The 17,634-nt window shown below is 44.6% G+C and carries 17 protein-coding genes; 6 read left to right on the top strand and 11 right to left on the bottom strand.

Translation table 11 applies throughout. From position 1 onward, the window contains the following. Positions 1-17: 17 nt before the first annotated feature. From K5L93_RS09715 to K5L93_RS09680, 8 genes are all read right to left on the bottom strand, one after another. Positions 18-1,037: a Gfo/Idh/MocA family oxidoreductase gene (locus tag K5L93_RS09715; protein WP_220719604.1), complete on the bottom strand. Its 1,020-nt coding sequence runs from the start codon at positions 1,035-1,037 to the stop codon at positions 18-20. 19 nt (positions 1,038-1,056) lie between these two features. Beyond that, the gene (locus K5L93_RS09710; RefSeq protein ID WP_220719603.1) at positions 1,057-1,884 is read right to left on the bottom strand and encodes a hypothetical protein; all 828 of its coding nucleotides are present in this window, start codon (positions 1,882-1,884) and stop codon (positions 1,057-1,059) included. A gap of 41 nt (positions 1,885-1,925) precedes the next feature. Continuing rightward, a complete protein-coding gene (locus K5L93_RS09705; RefSeq protein ID WP_220719602.1) occupies positions 1,926-2,528 on the bottom strand; it encodes a TetR/AcrR family transcriptional regulator in 603 nt (200 codons plus the stop codon). Positions 2,529-2,793: 265 nt separating this feature from the next. Next, positions 2,794-4,797, bottom strand: coding sequence for a substrate-binding domain-containing protein (locus K5L93_RS09700; RefSeq protein WP_220719600.1), 2,004 nt, complete (start codon positions 4,795-4,797; stop codon positions 2,794-2,796). A 257-nt stretch (positions 4,798-5,054) separates the two neighbouring features. Next, entirely contained in the window at positions 5,055-6,080 is a 1,026-nt protein-coding gene (locus K5L93_RS09695; RefSeq protein ID WP_220719597.1) for a GGDEF domain-containing protein, read from the bottom strand. A gap of 134 nt (positions 6,081-6,214) precedes the next feature. Continuing rightward, positions 6,215-6,511 carry a hypothetical protein gene (locus K5L93_RS09690; protein ID WP_220719595.1) on the bottom strand — a complete coding sequence of 99 codons (297 nt, stop codon included), beginning with the start codon at positions 6,509-6,511 and terminating at the stop codon, positions 6,215-6,217. Between the two features lie 231 nt (positions 6,512-6,742). Next, on the bottom strand, positions 6,743-7,852 hold the full coding sequence (gene asd, locus K5L93_RS09685) for an aspartate-semialdehyde dehydrogenase (protein ID WP_152783978.1): 1,110 nt from the start codon (positions 7,850-7,852) through the stop codon (positions 6,743-6,745). Between the two features lie 168 nt (positions 7,853-8,020). Further along, positions 8,021-8,365, bottom strand: coding sequence for a hypothetical protein (locus tag K5L93_RS09680; RefSeq protein ID WP_016403829.1), 345 nt, complete (start codon positions 8,363-8,365; stop codon positions 8,021-8,023). Positions 8,366-8,710: 345 nt separating this feature from the next. On the opposite strand from K5L93_RS09680, the gene K5L93_RS09675 reads away from it, so the two are divergent. The 3 genes from K5L93_RS09675 to K5L93_RS09665 are packed head-to-tail and all read left to right on the top strand — an operon-like array spanning position 8,711 to position 12,006. Beyond that, positions 8,711-10,147, top strand: a complete 1,437-nt coding sequence (locus tag K5L93_RS09675) for a HAMP domain-containing sensor histidine kinase (protein WP_220719593.1) — start codon at positions 8,711-8,713, stop codon at positions 10,145-10,147. Next, the gene (locus K5L93_RS09670) at positions 10,137-10,658 is read left to right on the top strand and encodes a hypothetical protein (protein ID WP_220719591.1); all 522 of its coding nucleotides are present in this window, start codon (positions 10,137-10,139) and stop codon (positions 10,656-10,658) included. The genes K5L93_RS09675 and K5L93_RS09670 overlap by 11 nt, the downstream gene beginning before the upstream one ends. Beyond that, positions 10,645-12,006 carry a sigma 54-interacting transcriptional regulator gene (locus K5L93_RS09665; RefSeq protein WP_281422546.1) on the top strand — a complete coding sequence of 454 codons (1,362 nt, stop codon included), beginning with the start codon at positions 10,645-10,647 and terminating at the stop codon, positions 12,004-12,006. Before K5L93_RS09670 ends, K5L93_RS09665 begins: the two co-directional genes overlap by 14 nt. On the opposite strand, the gene K5L93_RS09660 is transcribed toward K5L93_RS09665, so the two are convergent. Beyond that, a complete protein-coding gene (locus tag K5L93_RS09660) occupies positions 12,003-13,226 on the bottom strand; it encodes a dicarboxylate/amino acid:cation symporter (RefSeq protein ID WP_220719589.1) in 1,224 nt (407 codons plus the stop codon). The two genes, K5L93_RS09665 and K5L93_RS09660, sit on opposite strands and share 4 nt — an antisense overlap. A 240-nt stretch (positions 13,227-13,466) precedes the next feature. On the opposite strand from K5L93_RS09660, the gene K5L93_RS09655 reads away from it, so the two are divergent. Next, positions 13,467-14,717, top strand: coding sequence for a leucine-rich repeat-containing protein kinase family protein (locus K5L93_RS09655; protein ID WP_220719587.1), 1,251 nt, complete (start codon positions 13,467-13,469; stop codon positions 14,715-14,717). Here K5L93_RS09655 and K5L93_RS09650 read toward each other — a convergent pair. Both K5L93_RS09650 and K5L93_RS09645 read right to left on the bottom strand, forming a co-directional pair. Beyond that, a complete protein-coding gene (locus K5L93_RS09650) occupies positions 14,695-15,222 on the bottom strand; it encodes a hypothetical protein (protein ID WP_220719585.1) in 528 nt (175 codons plus the stop codon). The genes K5L93_RS09655 and K5L93_RS09650 overlap by 23 nt on opposite strands. A gap of 86 nt (positions 15,223-15,308) precedes the next feature. Continuing rightward, positions 15,309-15,830: a hypothetical protein gene (locus tag K5L93_RS09645; protein WP_220719584.1), complete on the bottom strand. Its 522-nt coding sequence runs from the start codon at positions 15,828-15,830 to the stop codon at positions 15,309-15,311. A gap of 256 nt (positions 15,831-16,086) precedes the next feature. On the opposite strand from K5L93_RS09645, the gene efpL reads away from it, so the two are divergent. Further along, the gene (gene efpL, locus K5L93_RS09640) at positions 16,087-16,659 is read left to right on the top strand and encodes an elongation factor P-like protein EfpL (protein ID WP_220719583.1); all 573 of its coding nucleotides are present in this window, start codon (positions 16,087-16,089) and stop codon (positions 16,657-16,659) included. 68 nt (positions 16,660-16,727) lie between these two features. Beyond that, the gene (locus K5L93_RS09635; protein ID WP_220719582.1) at positions 16,728-17,591 is read left to right on the top strand and encodes a hypothetical protein; all 864 of its coding nucleotides are present in this window, start codon (positions 16,728-16,730) and stop codon (positions 17,589-17,591) included. Positions 17,592-17,634 lie beyond the last annotated feature (43 nt).

The raw sequence follows: 17,634 nt of genomic DNA, 5'->3' as shown, positions 1-17,634 counted from the left end.
TGATAAAAGCTATTCGCCTAATTAAGCGAACATATCCTTTGGTGCTGGTGGCTAAGAGTAGCTAGTTCGATTAAGGCAATTACTTCGCTGGCTTGCTGAGCACTTACAGCAAGTGGTTCACCCTTAGTCACTGCATTTACAAAGTTATCATAAAAAGCCAAATAATTGCCTTTAATTAATGACTTATGCAACAAGGCTTGGCCTGCTAAGTGAATTTCGCTGCGATTATTATCTTGGCCAAATATGGCTGCATTGGCCGACAAGCCAGCTGCAAGTTGCTGCTCTTGAGGATCCATGCCCCATTTAGCATAGGAGCCTTTGCTACCATGTAGCTGAAAGCGTGGGCCTGGCTCAACCATTAAGGAATTACAGCTAAGCTGTACTTTTTTGTCGGGATAAATCAGCTGTAGGTCAAAGCTGTCAGGTGTTACCGCCCCGTCACGCTGTGTATCCAGATGAGCCCATAGTTTGTCTGGCTTACCAAATAAGCTAAGGACTTGATCGATAAGGTGAGCGCCTAAATCGTAGAGCACTCCGCCGCCTTGAGGGTCGAGCTCCTTCCAGCGTTGTTTCACTAGCGGGCGATAGCGGTGAAAATGGGCGGAATAACTATGAATACGACCAAGGCTTTGGCTAGCAAGCAGCTGAGAGATAGTTAAAAAGTCACTGTCCCAGCGGCGATTATGAAACACGCTTAAACACTTTCCGGTTTGGTCTGCAATTTGTTGCAGTTGCAAACATTGTTCGCTGGTTATAGCTAAGGGTTTTTCAACGATTACATGTTTGCCGGCTAGCATGGCTTGTTCGGCTTGCTCTGCATGCAGCGAGTTGGGGCTGGCGATAACGACAATATCAATGTTGGGGTGATTGATCAGTGTATCGCTGTCCAAACATAATGCCTGGGGGTAAGCATCGGTAATCTCTTGCTTGCGAGAGCTTGCGATGGCAAATACATTCAGCTGCTGATGGGCGCTAATCAATGGGCCGTGAAATACTCGACCAGATAAACCAAATCCAATAATACCTACGTTTAACATGCGTGCTCCTATAATGGGCTTAAGGCAAAGGAATTGTTGCTAGTTTAACCGCCTCAGGTTGCTGGCGTATGACCGACAGTAACCAAAGTTGCTCGCCGTCGCTAGCAATGGCTTGCGCGGTATCGGATTGCTCCAATGCTATTACCTGCAGCACTTCCCCAGATTGTGGCTCAATTTCCAATAGGCTACTGAATCGAGAGCTGAGAACAAACCAACTACCTTGATGCAAAGTCATGCTGCCTAACTGATATTGAGAGAGCTGATCTTGCTGGCCTGCGCGGCTTAGCTCAAAGCTTTGTTGCTGTTGACCGTCGCGGTTGCCGCGATAACAGCGTTTTAGGCCTTCGCGTTCGCAGGTATAAAGACGTTGAGCTTGTGGATCCCAGACCAAACCTGCGGTTTTATGATGTAAGCCGTCGCGTAACCACTTGCGCTTATCAACAAACTTCCAGCTTTGTTCGGCTAGCTCAAAATACAACAAGCGTGCATCGCTGGAAATACCCACTAGGTGATCATCTAATAAGACTAAATCGGCGATATCGCCACTGGCGGGTAACTCTTCTAGTTTGGCTTCGGTGAGTTGCGGGTTAAGGTAAGCCAGTTTTGCAGAACCAGTGACTAATACGGTTTGTGGTGCCAGCGTGCCAATTAACCAGTGCTGTTGTTTTGGCAGCCACAAAAGGCTGGCCGCATTTGGTATGCCGTTTAGTTGGGCTACTAACTGCGGTTTTACGCTGTGCTCTGCTAAAGGACTATCTTGAAACTCGCTACTTGGCGGTGGAAACATCACCAAGCCGACCAGGGTGCCAATCATTAAAAGGGCGATCAAACCAATAACTTTAAACATGCTGTGCCCACCTTGGCGACATCGATAAAAAACCGTAGCTTCTATGGCTTAGGTTGGTAATAACTTAAGAACATGGCAATGCTGCTTTGCACAAGTTCTGCTTGTTCGTCAGCGCTTGGCATTGGCATGCGGTTGATAATTTGTGGCCAAAAACAGCGGCCTTTTAACATCGATAAAAACTGACTACTCACCAAACTAGGGTTTTCACTTTGGATGCGTCCGTCTTTAATGGCACATTCAAACCAATAATTGATGCTGTTTTCTAAGGTAGCCATATGTTGCATGGTTGCAACCATTTGCTCTGGCATATGAATCGCTTCGGCAATCACTAATCGAGCAAGGTCGATAAACTCGGGATCGGCAAATAACCTTAATTCTTTTTGCGCCAGTTGCTGCAGCTGCTCTGCCAAACTCAGTTTGCTGGAATAGTCCATTTTTGTAGCGGCAGAAATCACATCTAGCATCATGCTAACAATGCCAATAAACAAAGCCTGTTTACTGGGGAAGTGGTTATAAACAGTGCGTTTACTTACCTGAGCCGTTTGAGCAACGCGATCCATGCTGGTGGCGGCATAGCCACTAGCCTTAAATTCAGCGATAGCTGCATTGATGATTTGAGCGCGTTTTTTCTGGCTAAGAGTCATTGTTCAGGAAACATTAATTTAAGCGGAATTGCTGTTGGCTGATTCTAACAAATTTAGTAAATACATGGGCTAACAAATTGCTGCTGATTGTTCATTGAAATGTCATCTGCTGGTTCGTAATAACAGCCACACTGGGAAGGTGATTTTAAGATGAACCAAGACACTGTTGTAGAGCGAGAGTGGCAATACCCACCTTATGAGCGAAGTGATATTAGTAAAAAACTAAGCGGCTTACCTCCCTGTTTACGCCAGTATTATTTGTTACTTAGTTGGCCGCTTCAGTTTGGTTTAGCGCCTGCTGTGGAATCGAGATAATAAAGCGAAAGCCTTTTTCTGGTTGGGTATCAACGTGTAGCTGCCACTGCAGTTTTTGGGTGATGAGGTTATATACGATATGCATACCTAAGCCGCAGCCTCCTTGGCCTCGGGCTGTAGTATAGAAGGGCTCAAAAATGTGGCTTACGGTTTCTTGGCTGGCACCTTTTCCTGTATCGGCCACGATGAGTTGCGCGCCTTGGCCAGCTTTTTCTAGGGTAATACTGATGTTGCCTTCGGTTTTTCCATGGTCGAGTCCGTGAATAAGCGCATTGCCAAATAAATTGGTAATCACTTGGGCGATTGCTCCTGGATAGGTAAATACATGCAGGTTGGGATTTAGCTGAGTGTCGAGACTAACCTTAGTGCCCTTAAGTTGATGTTGTAAGCTACGGAGTACTTTGTTGATGTAGTCGGCAAGGTTAATACTGCGCTGTTCTTCGTAGCTTTGGTCTACTGCAACTTGCTTAAAGCTGGTGATAAGTTCTGCAGCGCGTTGCGCACTGCTAATGATGATGTCACTGGTATTCGAGGCATCATCAACAAACTTTTCAAAATTGGCTTTGGTAAGTTGCTGGTTTTTCATTTGAGAAGCCAACAGTGCAATTTGTTCTTTGAGGTGGCTTGCTGCTAGTAAACTGTTACCTAAAGGAGTATTTATTTCATGGGCAACACCGCTGACTAAGCCGCCTAAGGCGGCCATCTTTTCACTTAACTCAACTTGAGCTTGGTATTGTTTGGTTTCTTCTAAAAGACGTTGGTGATCAATAATGTCGGCGATTTGTGGTGCCATAAATTCGATGAACTCAGCGTGTACACCTTCGGTGAGCGCCACCATATAACCAAAGTGTTGATTACCGCTTTTTAGTTCGTTAATAACCCATAAGCCTTGGTGTGCTTTGTCGCCAATCACCTCCTCGAAGGCTGCTGGCAAAGGAGTGAGGGAATCCGCCAAGGCTAGTTTGCCAGGCTGCAAACGATGAGCTAAATAAGTGTGACTTTCTCCTTGTTCACTAAAACCTTGTTGGTAGATATACAACTCAGGAATACCAAGCTCATCCAAGGTGGGTTGGGCTTGAGTTAAAATAGTATCTAAGGTTTGTCGTTGGTGCAGCAAGCGCGTTACCGCTAGACGCTGGGCATTGCTGTCGCGTTGTTGGATCAGCAAGCGGTGTTGTTCGTCGTTGTTATGTTGTTCTAGATCTTTTGCGGATGCTCCGGTACTTGCTCGAAGTATCGACATGGTTTCAAGTTGGTATTGAGCATCGAGAGTTGCTCCGTTAATGCTCTCAACTAACAATTGCGCTGCAAGAGAGCCAGTACGTTGGGCGGGGTAAATAGCGGTAGTTAAGCTTGGGCGAATGGCGTCGGCATACTCAAAATCATCAAAACCACTTACTTTTACTTGCTCTGGAATAGCCACTTGTTGTTTATCGAGTTCTTCGATTACCCCTTTGGCGCTTAGGTCATTCACACACATAATGGCGTCGGGCAGGCGCTGTTGCTCCGACAGCCATTGGTGGAAGAGTTTACCGGCTCCAACAGGTGTCATATCGCCATGCAGGTGTTGTTCAGGGGCGTGACTTAAACCATGTTCTGCGAGTACATCTCTAAAGGCTTTATAGCGTTGCTGGGATTCAAAATTGTTTTCTGGGCCGTCGATATACAGAATGTCTTTGCTGCCAATTTCTAGTATATGCTGAGTGAGTTGATACATGCCGCTGTAGTTATCGACTAGCACTGAAGGAATACCTTGTAGCACTGAGCCGATATTTACGATGGGTAATTGGCCAATCGCCTCAACAACTTTATGCATCACTTTATTAGAGGTTTTGTAACCTACACCGCCACCGTATAACACCACTCCGTCTATATCTAGTTTGCTTAGTTGGTTTACGAGCCATAGATCTTTATCTTGAAAATCTTGCTCAACGGACAAGTAACCAATTGGCATGAACAGGCAGCTATATAATTGCGGATCGAGACTCGTCCGAATACCTCGAATAACTTGTTGATCGATAGTTTGAGACAAGGTTGGCAATATTATAGCAATGCGTTTTTTCATTCAGAACAATAGTTTTAGTGTTAATACCTTTCAATGTAACAAGTGAAACTGAGATTGCTGTGATTTAGCTAGGAGAATTGTTAATAAATTGTATTTTTGTTGTTTGGTGGCATGCGTCAATTTGCATAGAAGCATGCCGATCGCATTTAACTTACGATTGGCATGACTCGATTACGGCCTAGTCTTTTCGCTTCGTAAAGTTGAGTATCTGCTGCATCTACAATGGCACGAGACTTACTTACTACGTTGTATTCGGCTACCCCGAATGAACAGGTGATGTTGTCGATACGTTGGTTGGAGCGACGATCTTTAAGGCTGAGTTTCTCAATGGCTCGGCGAACCGACTCTGCTAAATGGCGAGCCGAGCGCAAGTTTGATTTAGGGCAGATAATGGCAAATTCTTCACCGCCAATTCGATAGGCTTTTGCACCATCTCTGCACGCTTCGTTAATCCGTTTGGCTACCACTTTTAAAACTTGATCACCCAAAACATGGCCATAGTTGTCGTTAAATGCTTTAAAGTGGTCAATGTCAGCGAGGATGATACATAAACCTTCCGGGCTTGAGTCTAATAAGTCTTTAAAGTCTGCGTCAAAGGCGCGCCTATTTAAGGCACCTGTTAGTGCATCGTAAAGGGCTTCTTTTTCCGTTTCTTTAAGCTGATTTTTGAGGTTTTCTATTTCAGCTTGAGCTTTACCTAGTTGAGAATTGAAAAAATCGGTGCTTTGCCGAATGTTGGCAGCGTCGTCAATCAGGTTGCGAACTAAGCCAAGCACTTGCTCTAGCGGAATGCCGTCTTCCTCAATGCGATTTAATTTGGCAAAGTTTTTTTCAATACTAGATTGAAAGGCACTGGTATCTGAGCCGGTATCAGTCATGGTTTGTGACAGCTCGGTGGCCATCGCTTCTAGGCTAAGACGCATGCTTTTTACATCTAACTCTTCTTGGCTAGCAATATGATTTTGATAAAGAATTTGGCTGCTCGTGGTAGGAACTGTGTCATATTCGCTAATGATTTCATCGATAGCTGCATTCAGCTCCGGGTTTTGATCATCAACGTACAGATACCATAAGGCATAGTTACTAGGTGTGGCAGGAATTTGATGCTTCATCATCAAAGGCACCGCCTTTTTTAAGTTTAAGGTCGCTTTTTTTAGAATTTTATCGCTCATATGAGCTCCATCGATACTCGTTGCCTAACGCCACTTGCAGCCTGCTTTTATAGCGTTGAAAACAATACGGCTTTGTTAATCAATAATGAACCAATAGGAGCCGAGTAAGCTCCCTCATTCAGGTTAAAATCTTACTAAGAGGCTTTTGGGCACAGGTAAACATGAGCACTGACTAATTCTGGCTCGGCTGTCGTTAAGGGAATTAGTTGTACGGCGTTGCCCTTAAGACTAATAACTCGCTGGCTTAACTCTTGTTTACCGCTATCGCTGTCTAAACTCTGCGGGTCTAGGTTAAATACCCCTAGAATATTACAATCGACAACATCGGTAGATTTCTCGGTAATTATGACTCCTTGGTTTTGTTCAGGAGCAGAGCTTGAACAGGCTCCTAGTAAGGCAATGGCGCTGGCAACAATCAGAGTTTTTTTCATCGCAATTCCTACAATTTCAAAGAATTAATAAATAAAGGATATTTTTCTTATCAATAGCTTAGTAAATTTTACTCAGCTATGAAAACAATTTGCAGCTTAATTTTTGTTTGTGCAGTGCGAGGAAGAAAACGGGACCAAGTATAAAACTGCAAGCGTTTAGATTGTTGGCTGATAAAAAAGATAATAAAAAGCCCAGTTAATTAACTGGGCTGTGCTGGTAGTTAAGCTTGGCTACTTACCAATTAATATACGCAACATGCGACGAAGCGGTTCTGCTGCGCCCCATAGCAGTTGGTCGCCAACGGTAAATGCAGAAATGTATTCTGGTCCCATGGTGAGCTTGCGAATGCGGCCTACAGGAACACTTAGAGTACCAGTCACTTTGGTTGGAGTAAGTTCTTGAGCTGATAACTCGCGATCGTTTGGAATCACTTTTACCCAATCATTGTGAGCGGCTAAAATTTCTTCAATTTCAGCCACTGGAATGTCTTTTTTCAGCTTAATGGTAAGCGCTTGGCTGTGACAACGCATAGCGCCAATGCGCACACATATCCCGTCGATAGGGGTTTGTTGATCGCTGGTGCCAAGAATTTTGTTCGCTTCAACTTGCGCCTTCCATTCTTCTTTACTTTGACCACTGGCTAACGGCACGTCAATCCAAGGGATTAAGCTGCCAGCTAACGGTACGCCAAATTGATCGGTAGGGAAGTCGTCACTACGCATTTTATCGGCCACTTTGCGGTCGATATCAAGAATGGCAGATGCTGGATCGGCTAACTCTGTGGCTACGTCGTCACGAATCTCGCCCATTTGGCTGATTAATTCACGCATGTTACGCGCACCAGCGCCAGAAGCTGCTTGGTAGGTCATTGGGCTAACCCATTCGATAAGGTCTTTTTCGAACAAGCCGCCAATGGCCATTAATAACAATGAAACGGTACAGTTACCGCCTACATAGGTTTTTACACCCTTGCTTAAAGCTTGGTCAATCACGTCACGGTTTACTGGGTCTAATACAATAACTGCATCATCTTCCATACGAAGTGCTGATGCTGCATCAATCCAGTACCCGTCCCAACCACTTTCGCGTAGTTTAGGGTAAACGTCTTTGGTGTAATCACCACCCTGACAGGTGATAATGGTGTCCATGGTTTTTAGGCTGTCGATATCGAAGGCATCTTGCAAGATGGTTTCGCCGGTACCAACATCTGGACCTGCAATACCTACTTGAGAAGTACTAAAAAAAACCGGAGCTATGTGGGCAAAATCGCTCTCTTCGCGCATACGCTGCATTAACACGGAACCCACCATGCCGCGCCAACCAACCAAACCTACTTTCATGGTCCGTTTTACATCCTTTATTTTATGATCTTTGTGTTTGCTGTTTGGCTAAACAAGTGCGTTTAGCCAATCTTTGAGATTACCATTGGCAAGCCTTTAACACTAGCGCTTATCAAAGAAAATTGAGCGCTTTTCAACCACTATTTGCGAAGATGATTGCAGCGCGATTTAGCGTGGGCTAGTTGGAAAGTTAACTACCTTGGGAGATTGACGCTGGTCTTCGCTTATATTTATGTTGCGGCTGCGGCGTTTTCCTTGGGAATAGCGGTCGTAGCAAGCATCGGTAATGCCCATTTCTTGGCAAAATTGTACGAAGCTGGCAAAGTCCTTACCACTAAAGGCGTTGTCACTGCGGGTGAGTTGGCTGTCGATGTAGGCTTGGGTGCCATTAAAGTTGATATTGGCGCAGGCATCATAGGGTTGGCCATATTCACTTACTCGGATAGCGCGCACCATTTTTATTTCGAAAATCCAATCGCCAATTCTTAAACAACGTTGATCAAACTGTTCCATGTTGATTCCTTTAGCTAAATAATTTGGCGAGATAATAAGAAGCCGCTCACCCTAAACCCTGTGAGCTACAGCACAAATTAAGCCAAATATTTAGCACTTAAAAATCAACCTCTTAGTTATTTTAGGGTGAAAAGTTGTCGCCAAATGGCGACAGAGACAAAAATAATAGCGCTATAAATGTAGTTAGCTAGCAACAAAAGTTTACACTTGTACCTTAAATCAGAGACTTAGCTTGGTTATTCATCATATCAATTGACTGTCTCTAATTGGCGACGGTGGGATTTTTGTGCATCTCTGGCATTATAGGCGGCTGTTTGGATTCTTGTTCCTCGCTAGGATAGTTGTTTGATTAATTTTCGCGTACTGGCGTCAATCCGCCGGCTAAGCTTCTGGGCTTTAGCCACTTTAGGTTTACCGTTGTTACTTAGCTTGTTGCTTGCTTCTTATTACTTGCAGCAGGTTTCTACTCAAGGACAGCAAACGGCTTTTTTATCGGCGCAAGTGGTGTCTGCAAGTAAACGCTTAGATGAGTCTTTGTTGGATTTAGAACGCAGTGCTCGCCAATTCAGAGTACTTGCTGATGAAAACCGTTTAGCGCTTTATCAGCGCCAATGGCAACGGGTATCTAAAGGTTTGTTTGAACTGCGCACTGGCACTGAAGATAAAGAACTGTTGCAGATTGTTTATGAATTAGAGCAGCAACTGCAATCTTTAAGTGAGCTAATGGAGAGTCCTCAAGCCTTACAGAAAGTTGCCTTAAATATTCAATTTAAGCGTTTTGCTAGTTTAAGTCATCGTTTTGATCAACGCAGTCAAAGTTTAATTAATGAGCTGGCCATGGCCTTGCAACATACCACGCAACAAGCGCAGCAACGCTTATTGTTTAGCATGGTGAGCCTACCTTTTGCCTTAGCCGCAGCAGTACTGCTGGTATTGGTGATTACTCGGCCCTTGCAACAGTTACGGCCACAAATTGCTCGTCTAAAGTCGGGCGAATTTGAGCAAGCCATTAAGGTAAGTGGGGCTACCGAAGTGATGGCGATTGCCGATGCCTTAGATGATATGCGTTTAAGGCTATTGAGTTTAGAGCAGCAAAAAACCGCTTTTATTCGACATATTTCACATGAGCTAAAAACTCCGTTGGCGGCTATTCGTGAAGGGAACGAACTGCTCTATGATAACAGCGCAGGGCCACTTAATGCCCAGCAGCAGGAGATTACTGAAATACTGCGCGACAGCAGTTTGCGCTTGCAGCAGTTAATTGAAGCCTTGCTTGATTTTAACTTACTGCTGGATACTCCTGGCGAACAAGTCCATCACCCAGTTGCTTTAAAACCGCTTATCGAAAAAGTGCTGGCAAGTCACCGATTAAGCCTGTCCAGTAGAGATTTAGTTTCCAAGATTGAGCTTGGCGAAGATTGTGTGATGGCGAACCAAGAGCAGTTACGAGTAATTGTAGACAATTTGCTATCGAATGCGATCAAGTTTTCTCCTCAAGCGGGAGTGATAAAGTTGGGCTCATTTGCCACGATAAATGGCGTAAGTTTATACATTGATGACGAAGGTGAAGGTATTGAAGATGAACTGCAAGAACGCATCTTCCAGCCCTTTGTTCAGGGTAAATCTGCCAAGGATCCACGTTTAAAAGGCAGCGGTTTAGGTTTAACCATTGCCAAAGAGTTAGTTGAACGGCAGCACGCCAGTTTGCGCTATCAGCGCTTAGAACAAGGCAGTCGGTTTGTCGTAGAAGGGTTACAAGGAAGCGAGTTAGATGAAAGTTAGTTTGTACGTAATGCTGCTTAGTATGGTAACGCTAATGCTTAGCGGTTGTGAGTTAACACGCGCCAATCAACCGGTGGTGTCTGTAAGCGACGCTCAGCAACTTGAGCTTGGAGAGTTTGACCCAGCGGCCTACTATTTAAACCTTGAAACCCTCAGTGAGGATCAAATATTCAACGAGTTAGAGCTGTTATTACTGGATCCGCAGCAGGGTAATAATGGTATTAAACTTGGCCTAATATATGCCTACAAGAAGTCACCCGTGAAGAATCCGCACCGCGCTCATGCGCTGTTCAATAAGGCTTTAGCTAGCGAGCAAGCATTTGCCCAACGCGGCATGCTAGTGGCCTTAAACGACCAAATTGCGGATAGCTTGCGTTGGTTACATAAATACGAAGATCTCGCTTCTACCCAGCAGCAGCAAGAAGATTTACTGCAGCAGCAAATTGGGGCATTAAAAATGCAGCTAGATGAACTCACGCGAATTGAGCAACAATTAAATGAACGAAATTAATCATCGAGGCGGCAATTTACTGGTTGTCGATGACGATCCCAGCCTATTAAGGTTAATAAGCCTGCGTCTACAATCTGCCGGATATCAAGTGCGTGCAGTGGCTAGTGCTAAAGAAGCCTTGGCCGAGTTGGAAAGTTACCCAGCCCAGCTAGTCATCAGCGATGTACGTATGGATGGAATGGATGGCTTAGCGCTGTTTAATGCGATAAAGCAGTTGTACCCCAGCTTGCCGGTGATGTTACTTACTGCCCACGGTAATATTCCTGATGCTATTGCGGCCACTCAGCTGGGTGTATTTGGCTATTTAACTAAACCCTTCGATAGCCAAGAGCTGTTGGCAAAAGTGGCTGATGCTTTACAGCTTCTGCCAAATGTTACTGAATGCCAAAGCCAACAACCGCAGGCTAGCTGGCGCAGTGATATTATTAGTCGTAGTCCAATAATGGATGTGCTGATCAAGCAAATTCAACAAGTCGCTCCCAGTGATGTAAATATCATGATTCAGGGTGAAAGTGGCTCGGGTAAAGAGTTGTTGGCGAAGGCGATTCATCAGGCTAGTCAACGTCACCAAGGCCCATTTGTTGCGGTGAACTGTGCCGCTATTCCCGAAGGCTTGTTTGAGTCTGAGTTATTTGGTCATGCCAAAGGCGCGTTTAGTGGTGCAGCCAATGCGCATCCCGGTTTATTTCAAGCCGCTAACGGTGGAACCTTATTTTTAGATGAAATCGCTGATACGCCCTTAAGTGTGCAAGTTAAATTGCTGCGTGCACTGCAGGAGCGGGAAGTTCGTCCGGTGGGTTCAACCAAGAACATTCCAGTTGACGTGCGAATTGTCTCGGCCACCCACCAAGATCTTTATCAAGCTGTGCAGCAACAAGAGTTCAGGGAAGATCTTTATTATCGCCTTAATGTGGTGGAGTTGGGCTTGCCGCCATTAGCCAAGCGCCGCGAAGATATTCCTTTATTGGTGCATCATTTCAGCCAGCAAATTGCCGATCGCCAAGGCAGTGCGCTAAAAACCTATTCTCCAGAAGCCATGTCGAGCTTGGTGTCGGCGCGTTGGCCAGGCAATGTGAGACAGCTTATGAATGTGGTTGAGCAAACCAATGCTTTATCTACTGGGCCACTGATTCCAGCGCAATTAGTTCAGCAAGCCTTACGTGAAAAGGCGAAGTTGGTGAGTTTTTCTCAAGCTAGAGATGAGTTTGAGCGAGGCTATTTAGCGCGCTTGTTGCGGCTAACTCAGGGGAATGTGAGTCAGGCAGCGCGCTTAGCGATGCGTAATCGCACCGAGTTTTATAAGTTACTGGAGCGCCATCATCTGCGCCCCGAGTCGTTCCGAGCTTAAAGGTGCTTTTCGTTAAAACGATCAACAATCACGGCACAAGCTGCATCGCCAGTGATGTTTAACGAAGTACGGATCATGTCGAAAATACGATCCAAGGCAAACAATAGTGGTAGGCCTTCAATAGGAATGCCTGCCGCTAGCAATACCGCGACGACCAAGAACGACGGGCCAGGCACACCTGCTTGACCAATTGCCCCCAAAGTAGCGGTAAAAATAATTGCCGCATAAGCCGCTAAGCCTAAGTCTACCTGGAACATTTGCGCAAAAAACACCGCCACTAAACCGTAGTAAATAGCATTACCACTCATGTTAATGGTTGCCCCTAAAGGCAGTACAAAAGAGGCAGTGGCTTTAGATACTTTTAGCTCTTCTTCTACTACTTCCATGGTAACCGGCAGGGTTGCCATAGACGATGACGTTGATAGCGCTACCGCTTGAGGCTTTTTCATGGCACTCATAAATTCACGCACCGACATCTTAGAGAACAGCTTAATAGTGAGCGGGTAGAAGACAAAACCATAAATAAGAATCGCTGCTACATATACGGCAAACAGCTTAGCAACTAGGCCTAGCATGGCAAAACCAAAGGTACCTACCGATTCAGCCATAAGACCAAATACACCGAGTGGCGCAATGAGCATTACTACGTTGATCATCCAAATGAAGGCACGAATAACAGTGTCTAAGCCGCTCATGATAGGAGCCGTTTTATCGCTAGGTTGCTTAGATAAGGCGATACCAAAGAATAAACAAAACACCATGATCTGTAGAATATTTGCATCCATTAACGAGGCAAATATGTTTTCTGGGATCATGCCGATTACGGTTTCCATTACACCTGGTACGCCACCTTTATCGGCGTATTCGTTAGAAAACATATCGCTAGCTTGGCTTAAGTCTAAACCGGTGCCTGGCTGAAATAGAGAGCCCATGACTAAGGCGAGCGCCACTGCAACCGCAGAGGTAGCCATAAAGAAGCCAAAGGTAGAAATACCAATTTTACCCGCTGCAGGGCTGTTACCAAGGTTGGCTGCGCCAGAAATAATCGACACGCCAATGAGTGGAATAACCAGCATTTTAATTAAATGGATGAAGATCGCGCCAAGTGGGGCAAATATAGCAGCTTGCTCACCCATTACTGCGCCAACTACCGTACCAATAATCATTGCTATGACTACCTGTACGCCAATATTTTTATAGAGTGGTTGTGCTGTGTCCATCAAGTTTCCTGTTGTGAATAGTGTTATCAGTGCAATTGATGGTCGCGAATTGTACTGTATAAAATCTATAAAGTAATCATATATACCAATTTTTGATTATTTTTCAGTTTTATATGTTGTTGGTGGTATTGGGAAACAGGCAGTTATTTGAGGTGTAATTGTGCTTCTATTGTTAAATAGTTCACTATCGTTTTTTCAACAGGCTATTATGTCGCACTTTTATCATTTAGTTTTCCTGGTATGCATACTTTAGAGCAACTTCGTTCTGGCCAACTACGCCAACACACTCGCATCAATATCAAAGATAACCTAGAGCAACTGCCAGAAGAGTTTGCAGACTATTGCCCACAGGTCGAGGTGCTGGACTTAAGTGACAATCAATTGAGCGCCTTACCTGAATCACTTAGCCAATTGCAACACTTGCGAATAGTGTTTGCCTCAAATAATCAGTTTGAAGTATTGCCAGAGGTGCTGGGGCGCTGCGCTAAGCTAGATATGATAGGTTTTAAATCAAATAGTATTCGTTACGTATCTGCAGCAGCATTGCCAGCAAAGTTGCGCTGGTTAATTCTTACCGACAATCAAATTGAAAGCTTGCCCGAACAACTGGGTGAGTGTAGCGAGCTGCAAAAGTGTGCCTTGGCGGGCAATCGCCTTACTGCCTTGCCGCAATCAATGCAGCACTGCCACAAATTAGAACTACTGCGTGTATCCGCCAACCAACTGGCTAGTTTTCCTACTCAATTATTAGCGCTTCCGCGCTTGGCGTGGCTGGCGTTTGCCGGAAACCCTTTTTGCCAAGGTTTTGAGCATGGATCTGGTTTAGCAAAATATTCACTTGACGATTTTGTGTTTGATAAAGTTCTGGGACAAGGTGCTTCAGGGGTTATTTCTCTCACTCATCCTAAATCCGGCGTTGCACTACCCAGCAGCGTGGCTATTAAAGTGTTTAAGGGAGAGGTCACCAGCGACGGTTATCCCAGTGATGAACTAGACGCCTGTTTACATGTAGACCAACACCCAGCTTTGGTTAACTTTGTTGGTCAAATTAGCGAGCCCGATTGCTCTGCGGTGGTAATGAAACTGATTCCCGAGCATTTTAGTAATTTAGGCCAGCCACCTAGCTTAGCGACTTGCACGCGGGATACCTTTTTACCGGAACAGCAACTGGGCATTGCGGCAATTGCTAAGATTGTGGAGCAAATGCAAAGCCTACTGCAACACTTGGTTGAGCATCACATGTGCCACGGAGACTTGTACGCACATAATGTGCTGGTGGATGACAATTCCAACATTGTACTGGGAGATTTTGGTGCTGCTTCGCATTACGAGTATTTACCAAAAGAAGTGCAGTTGAAACTTGAACGAGTGGAACAACGTGCATTAGCGTTTTTTATCGAAGACATGCTAAGCATATGTTTAGCCGACGAGCGAAGTTCTATCGCTTATCGTCAGCTAAACCAATTAGCTAGTAAGCTTCTTGGGAGCTAGATAGCTGATTCCGGTATAACTCGCGACAGTGACTAATAAAGTCGTGAGTTTCGGCATTGTCTTTGGGGAAGCGCATCTCTAGGCTTGATTCAATAAGTTGCGGCTCATTTTCATCAATGGCGATGCAATAGTGTCGGTTAGCATCTTCCGCAAAAACGGTTTGGGTATATAAGAAGTTTTGCTGTTCGTCGTAAACATCAAATGTATTACTGTTACTAAAGCTCACCCTAAATACGGCATATTGATAAGCGGGCTTTCCTGCATCATCCATTGGAGCTTCACCATCTAAACGTTGATTCAAAGTAATATCAACTTCTTCAACACCATTGGCAATTAGCAAGCGTTCAAACTCAAGTATTTGCTCTGGCAAAGCATCATCGGGGAAAGAGCTTTGTAAGGGGTAAAACGTTAAGAATACTCGGTTGAGCGGATCCGGCTCTGTTGAATCATTACAGGCCGTTAAGCCTAGGGTTAGTAGTAGTGCGCTTAGTAATCGACAGGTCATGTGCTTTCCTATTTATTGTTTTTCACATCCTGTGGGCTGGCTTCCTTAAGAGACGCGTCAAAAAGCTTGAAGCGTCATATTCAGTTTTATTCGGCTTTTTCTTCCACGCCTTCATTAATTGTTCGACAGGCTAAAATGAACTGGTGGGCTTCTTTTTTGGTTTCGGCAATTTTAACGGGCGAATCTACTACTAGCTCAAACTTGCTCATGTAAATACTGGGCAAGCATAGGTGGCGTTGGGTCATATCGGCGAAGATATCAATGTTGTATAAAAACTCACCGCTCTCAGAGTAAACATCTAAGGTAGTGCTGCCTAAAAAATCAATTATGAAAGTAGCATTTTGGCTGGCGTCTTCACCGTTGATTCTTGGTTGCTCACCATCACGACGCTGGTTAATGGTGATGCTTTGCGCGGGTGACCCGCCGTCAGCTCTAAAGTGACGTTTTTGAGTAATCGTTTCGGTGTCGCCGGCAGCACCAGGGAAAGACGTTGCAGGGGGGTAAAAAGTAACAGCAACTTGGCTTCTGGGTTGGTCATCTTCAACAGAACAAGCCATCAATAAAGCAGACAGTAGCGCAACAACAGCAATACGCGGGGACAACATCATAACTCCTAAGTAAGCAACAAGGCTAACTTTCCTGTTAGCTATCTTCGTCCCTGAGTAATTACTGAGCTTTTTACAGAAAGCGTTTAACAGACGCAAGTGAAACTTTTAATTGCAGGCTAACTATCGGTATTTATTTTAGTTTTTGCGAGATTAATAACACAACGCTTACTAATTGTTAGGTTGCAGGCCCGTCAACGGTTGCCTAAAAATTTGTACATGATATTTTCGTTGCACGATTTAGTTAAGGACTTCAGCCATGCCAAAGGCCAGTGAAATAAAAAAGAATGCCGCCATCGAACATAACGGCAAAGTGTATTTTGTAAAAGACATCGCCAAGTTAACTCCTAGCGGACGTGCCGGTGCGAGCCTGTACCGCATGCGTTTATACGATGTCGCCACCGGCGCAAAAGCTGACGAAAGCTTTAAAGCCGACGAAATGATTAACCTTGCGGATGTGAGCCGTCATCAAGTAATGTTTTCTTACATCGATGGTAATGAATATGTGTTTATGGATAACGAGGACTACACCCCTTACAACCTAAACAGCGAAACCATCGCCGATGAAATTCCCTTCATCACCGAAGATACCGCGGGTATGCAAGTGGTTACCGTAGACGGCGCACCAGTAGCTGTAGAACTACCAGCCAGTGTTGAATTGGTGATCGTAGAAACCGACCCTTCAATTAAAGGCGCCTCGGCCAGCGCCCGTACTAAGCCAGCTATTTTAAGTACCGGCTTGTCGGTACAGGTGCCTGAATACATCGCCAGTGGCGAGAAGATTAAGGTAAGCACCGCTGAGAAGAAATTTATGAGTCGTGCAGAGAAGTAACTTGCTTCGATGAAGCTTAGATGGACAAAGCAGCTTTAGGGCTGCTTTTTAGTTTCAAGGAATGAAATGTGAGCAGTGACTGGAGCTACTCTAGCTCAAGATCCTATCAGCTAAAAACAGCATCTATTGGTTTAGCCTTCTGGCTAGGCTTTAATTTACTAACGGGCTTTATTACCGATGATCGAAGCTTAGACGACAATTATTTCGTTTTGTTTCTGGTTATCGTTTATGTGGCCATTAAATGCAGTTACAAAGCCGTTTTAGCCAATTCTTATCTTACTATTTCACGTTTTGGAATGGTCACCGCATACGTCGATTTGTACAAGCTAGAAACTGTTACTTCTAATAAAAAAGAACTCAACTTGGTGACCATGGATCAGGCGCGTTACAAGCTTAAACTTTCCAAATTACCTGAAAGTTCTCATGTTGATATTCGTAACTCAATCATACCGCTAACTGGTGAGAGACAAGCTGTGCCTGCGGCAGTTGTGGATTTGAAAACAGATGATAAGCGGCAGCAAGTTATATCAGTTTTCGGAATGGCATTTGGCTTGATGTTAATTTTTGAAAGTATCAGTTCCTTTGGTGATGTTAATCTTAACTTTGCGTCAGAAGACTCTCGATTCAATGCTCACTTAGTTACTTTGTTACATGGCCTTTTAGTGGCCAGTCTGTTGGTAGGTAATGGGCTTAGTCAGTTTTATGGCAAAACAATCTATCAGCGTATTAAGAGAGCTAAAGCCAATACCGTTGTATTAATAGCATTCATCTTATTTGGAATTGCAGTAAGCCTGAATGAAAGCGGTGTGTTTAACCAGCTTGAAAACCCGCTGTTGGTTAATGTTATCGCTATTTCTATTACTCTAACCTTTGTTGGGCTGTTGGTATTCGCCTATTTTTTAAAGAAAAGAGCTGAGAAGCAAGTTGGCTGAGGTGAGTAAAGCTAACTGCTGTAAAAGAAATCCCGTGCGCATA

The organism is Agarivorans litoreus (assembly GCF_019649015.1).
GTDB classification, from domain to species: domain Bacteria; phylum Pseudomonadota; class Gammaproteobacteria; order Enterobacterales; family Celerinatantimonadaceae; genus Agarivorans; species Agarivorans litoreus.
The sequence above is the reverse complement of the archived record's forward strand: the minus strand, read 5'-3'. Positions and strand labels throughout refer to the sequence as shown.

Bases quoted from the DNA above. Each gene is read 5' to 3' on its own strand.
- K5L93_RS09690 (WP_220719595.1), bottom strand. From the start codon at position 6,511: ATGAAAAAAACTCTGATTGTTGCCAGCGCCATTGCCTTACTAGGAGCC.
- K5L93_RS09665 (WP_281422546.1), top strand. From the start codon at position 10,645: ATGAACGAAATTAATCATCGAGGCGGCAATTTACTGGTTGTCGATGAC.
- K5L93_RS09705 (WP_220719602.1), bottom strand. From the start codon at position 2,528: ATGACTCTTAGCCAGAAAAAACGCGCTCAAATCATCAATGCAGCTATC.
- K5L93_RS09680 (WP_016403829.1), bottom strand. From the start codon at position 8,365: ATGGAACAGTTTGATCAACGTTGTTTAAGAATTGGCGATTGGATTTTC.
- efpL (WP_220719583.1), top strand. From the start codon at position 16,087: ATGCCAAAGGCCAGTGAAATAAAAAAGAATGCCGCCATCGAACATAAC.
- asd (WP_152783978.1), bottom strand. From the start codon at position 7,852: ATGAAAGTAGGTTTGGTTGGTTGGCGCGGCATGGTGGGTTCCGTGTTA.
- K5L93_RS09645 (WP_220719584.1), bottom strand. From the start codon at position 15,830: ATGATGTTGTCCCCGCGTATTGCTGTTGTTGCGCTACTGTCTGCTTTA.
- K5L93_RS09715 (WP_220719604.1), bottom strand. From the start codon at position 1,037: ATGTTAAACGTAGGTATTATTGGATTTGGTTTATCTGGTCGAGTATTT.
- K5L93_RS09710 (WP_220719603.1), bottom strand. From the start codon at position 1,884: ATGTTTAAAGTTATTGGTTTGATCGCCCTTTTAATGATTGGCACCCTG.
- K5L93_RS09650 (WP_220719585.1), bottom strand. From the start codon at position 15,222: ATGACCTGTCGATTACTAAGCGCACTACTACTAACCCTAGGCTTAACG.
- K5L93_RS09655 (WP_220719587.1), top strand. From the start codon at position 13,467: ATGCATACTTTAGAGCAACTTCGTTCTGGCCAACTACGCCAACACACT.
- K5L93_RS09670 (WP_220719591.1), top strand. From the start codon at position 10,137: ATGAAAGTTAGTTTGTACGTAATGCTGCTTAGTATGGTAACGCTAATG.
- K5L93_RS09700 (WP_220719600.1), bottom strand. From the start codon at position 4,797: ATGCCAATTGGTTACTTGTCCGTTGAGCAAGATTTTCAAGATAAAGAT.
- K5L93_RS09660 (WP_220719589.1), bottom strand. From the start codon at position 13,226: ATGGACACAGCACAACCACTCTATAAAAATATTGGCGTACAGGTAGTC.
- K5L93_RS09695 (WP_220719597.1), bottom strand. From the start codon at position 6,080: ATGAGCGATAAAATTCTAAAAAAAGCGACCTTAAACTTAAAAAAGGCG.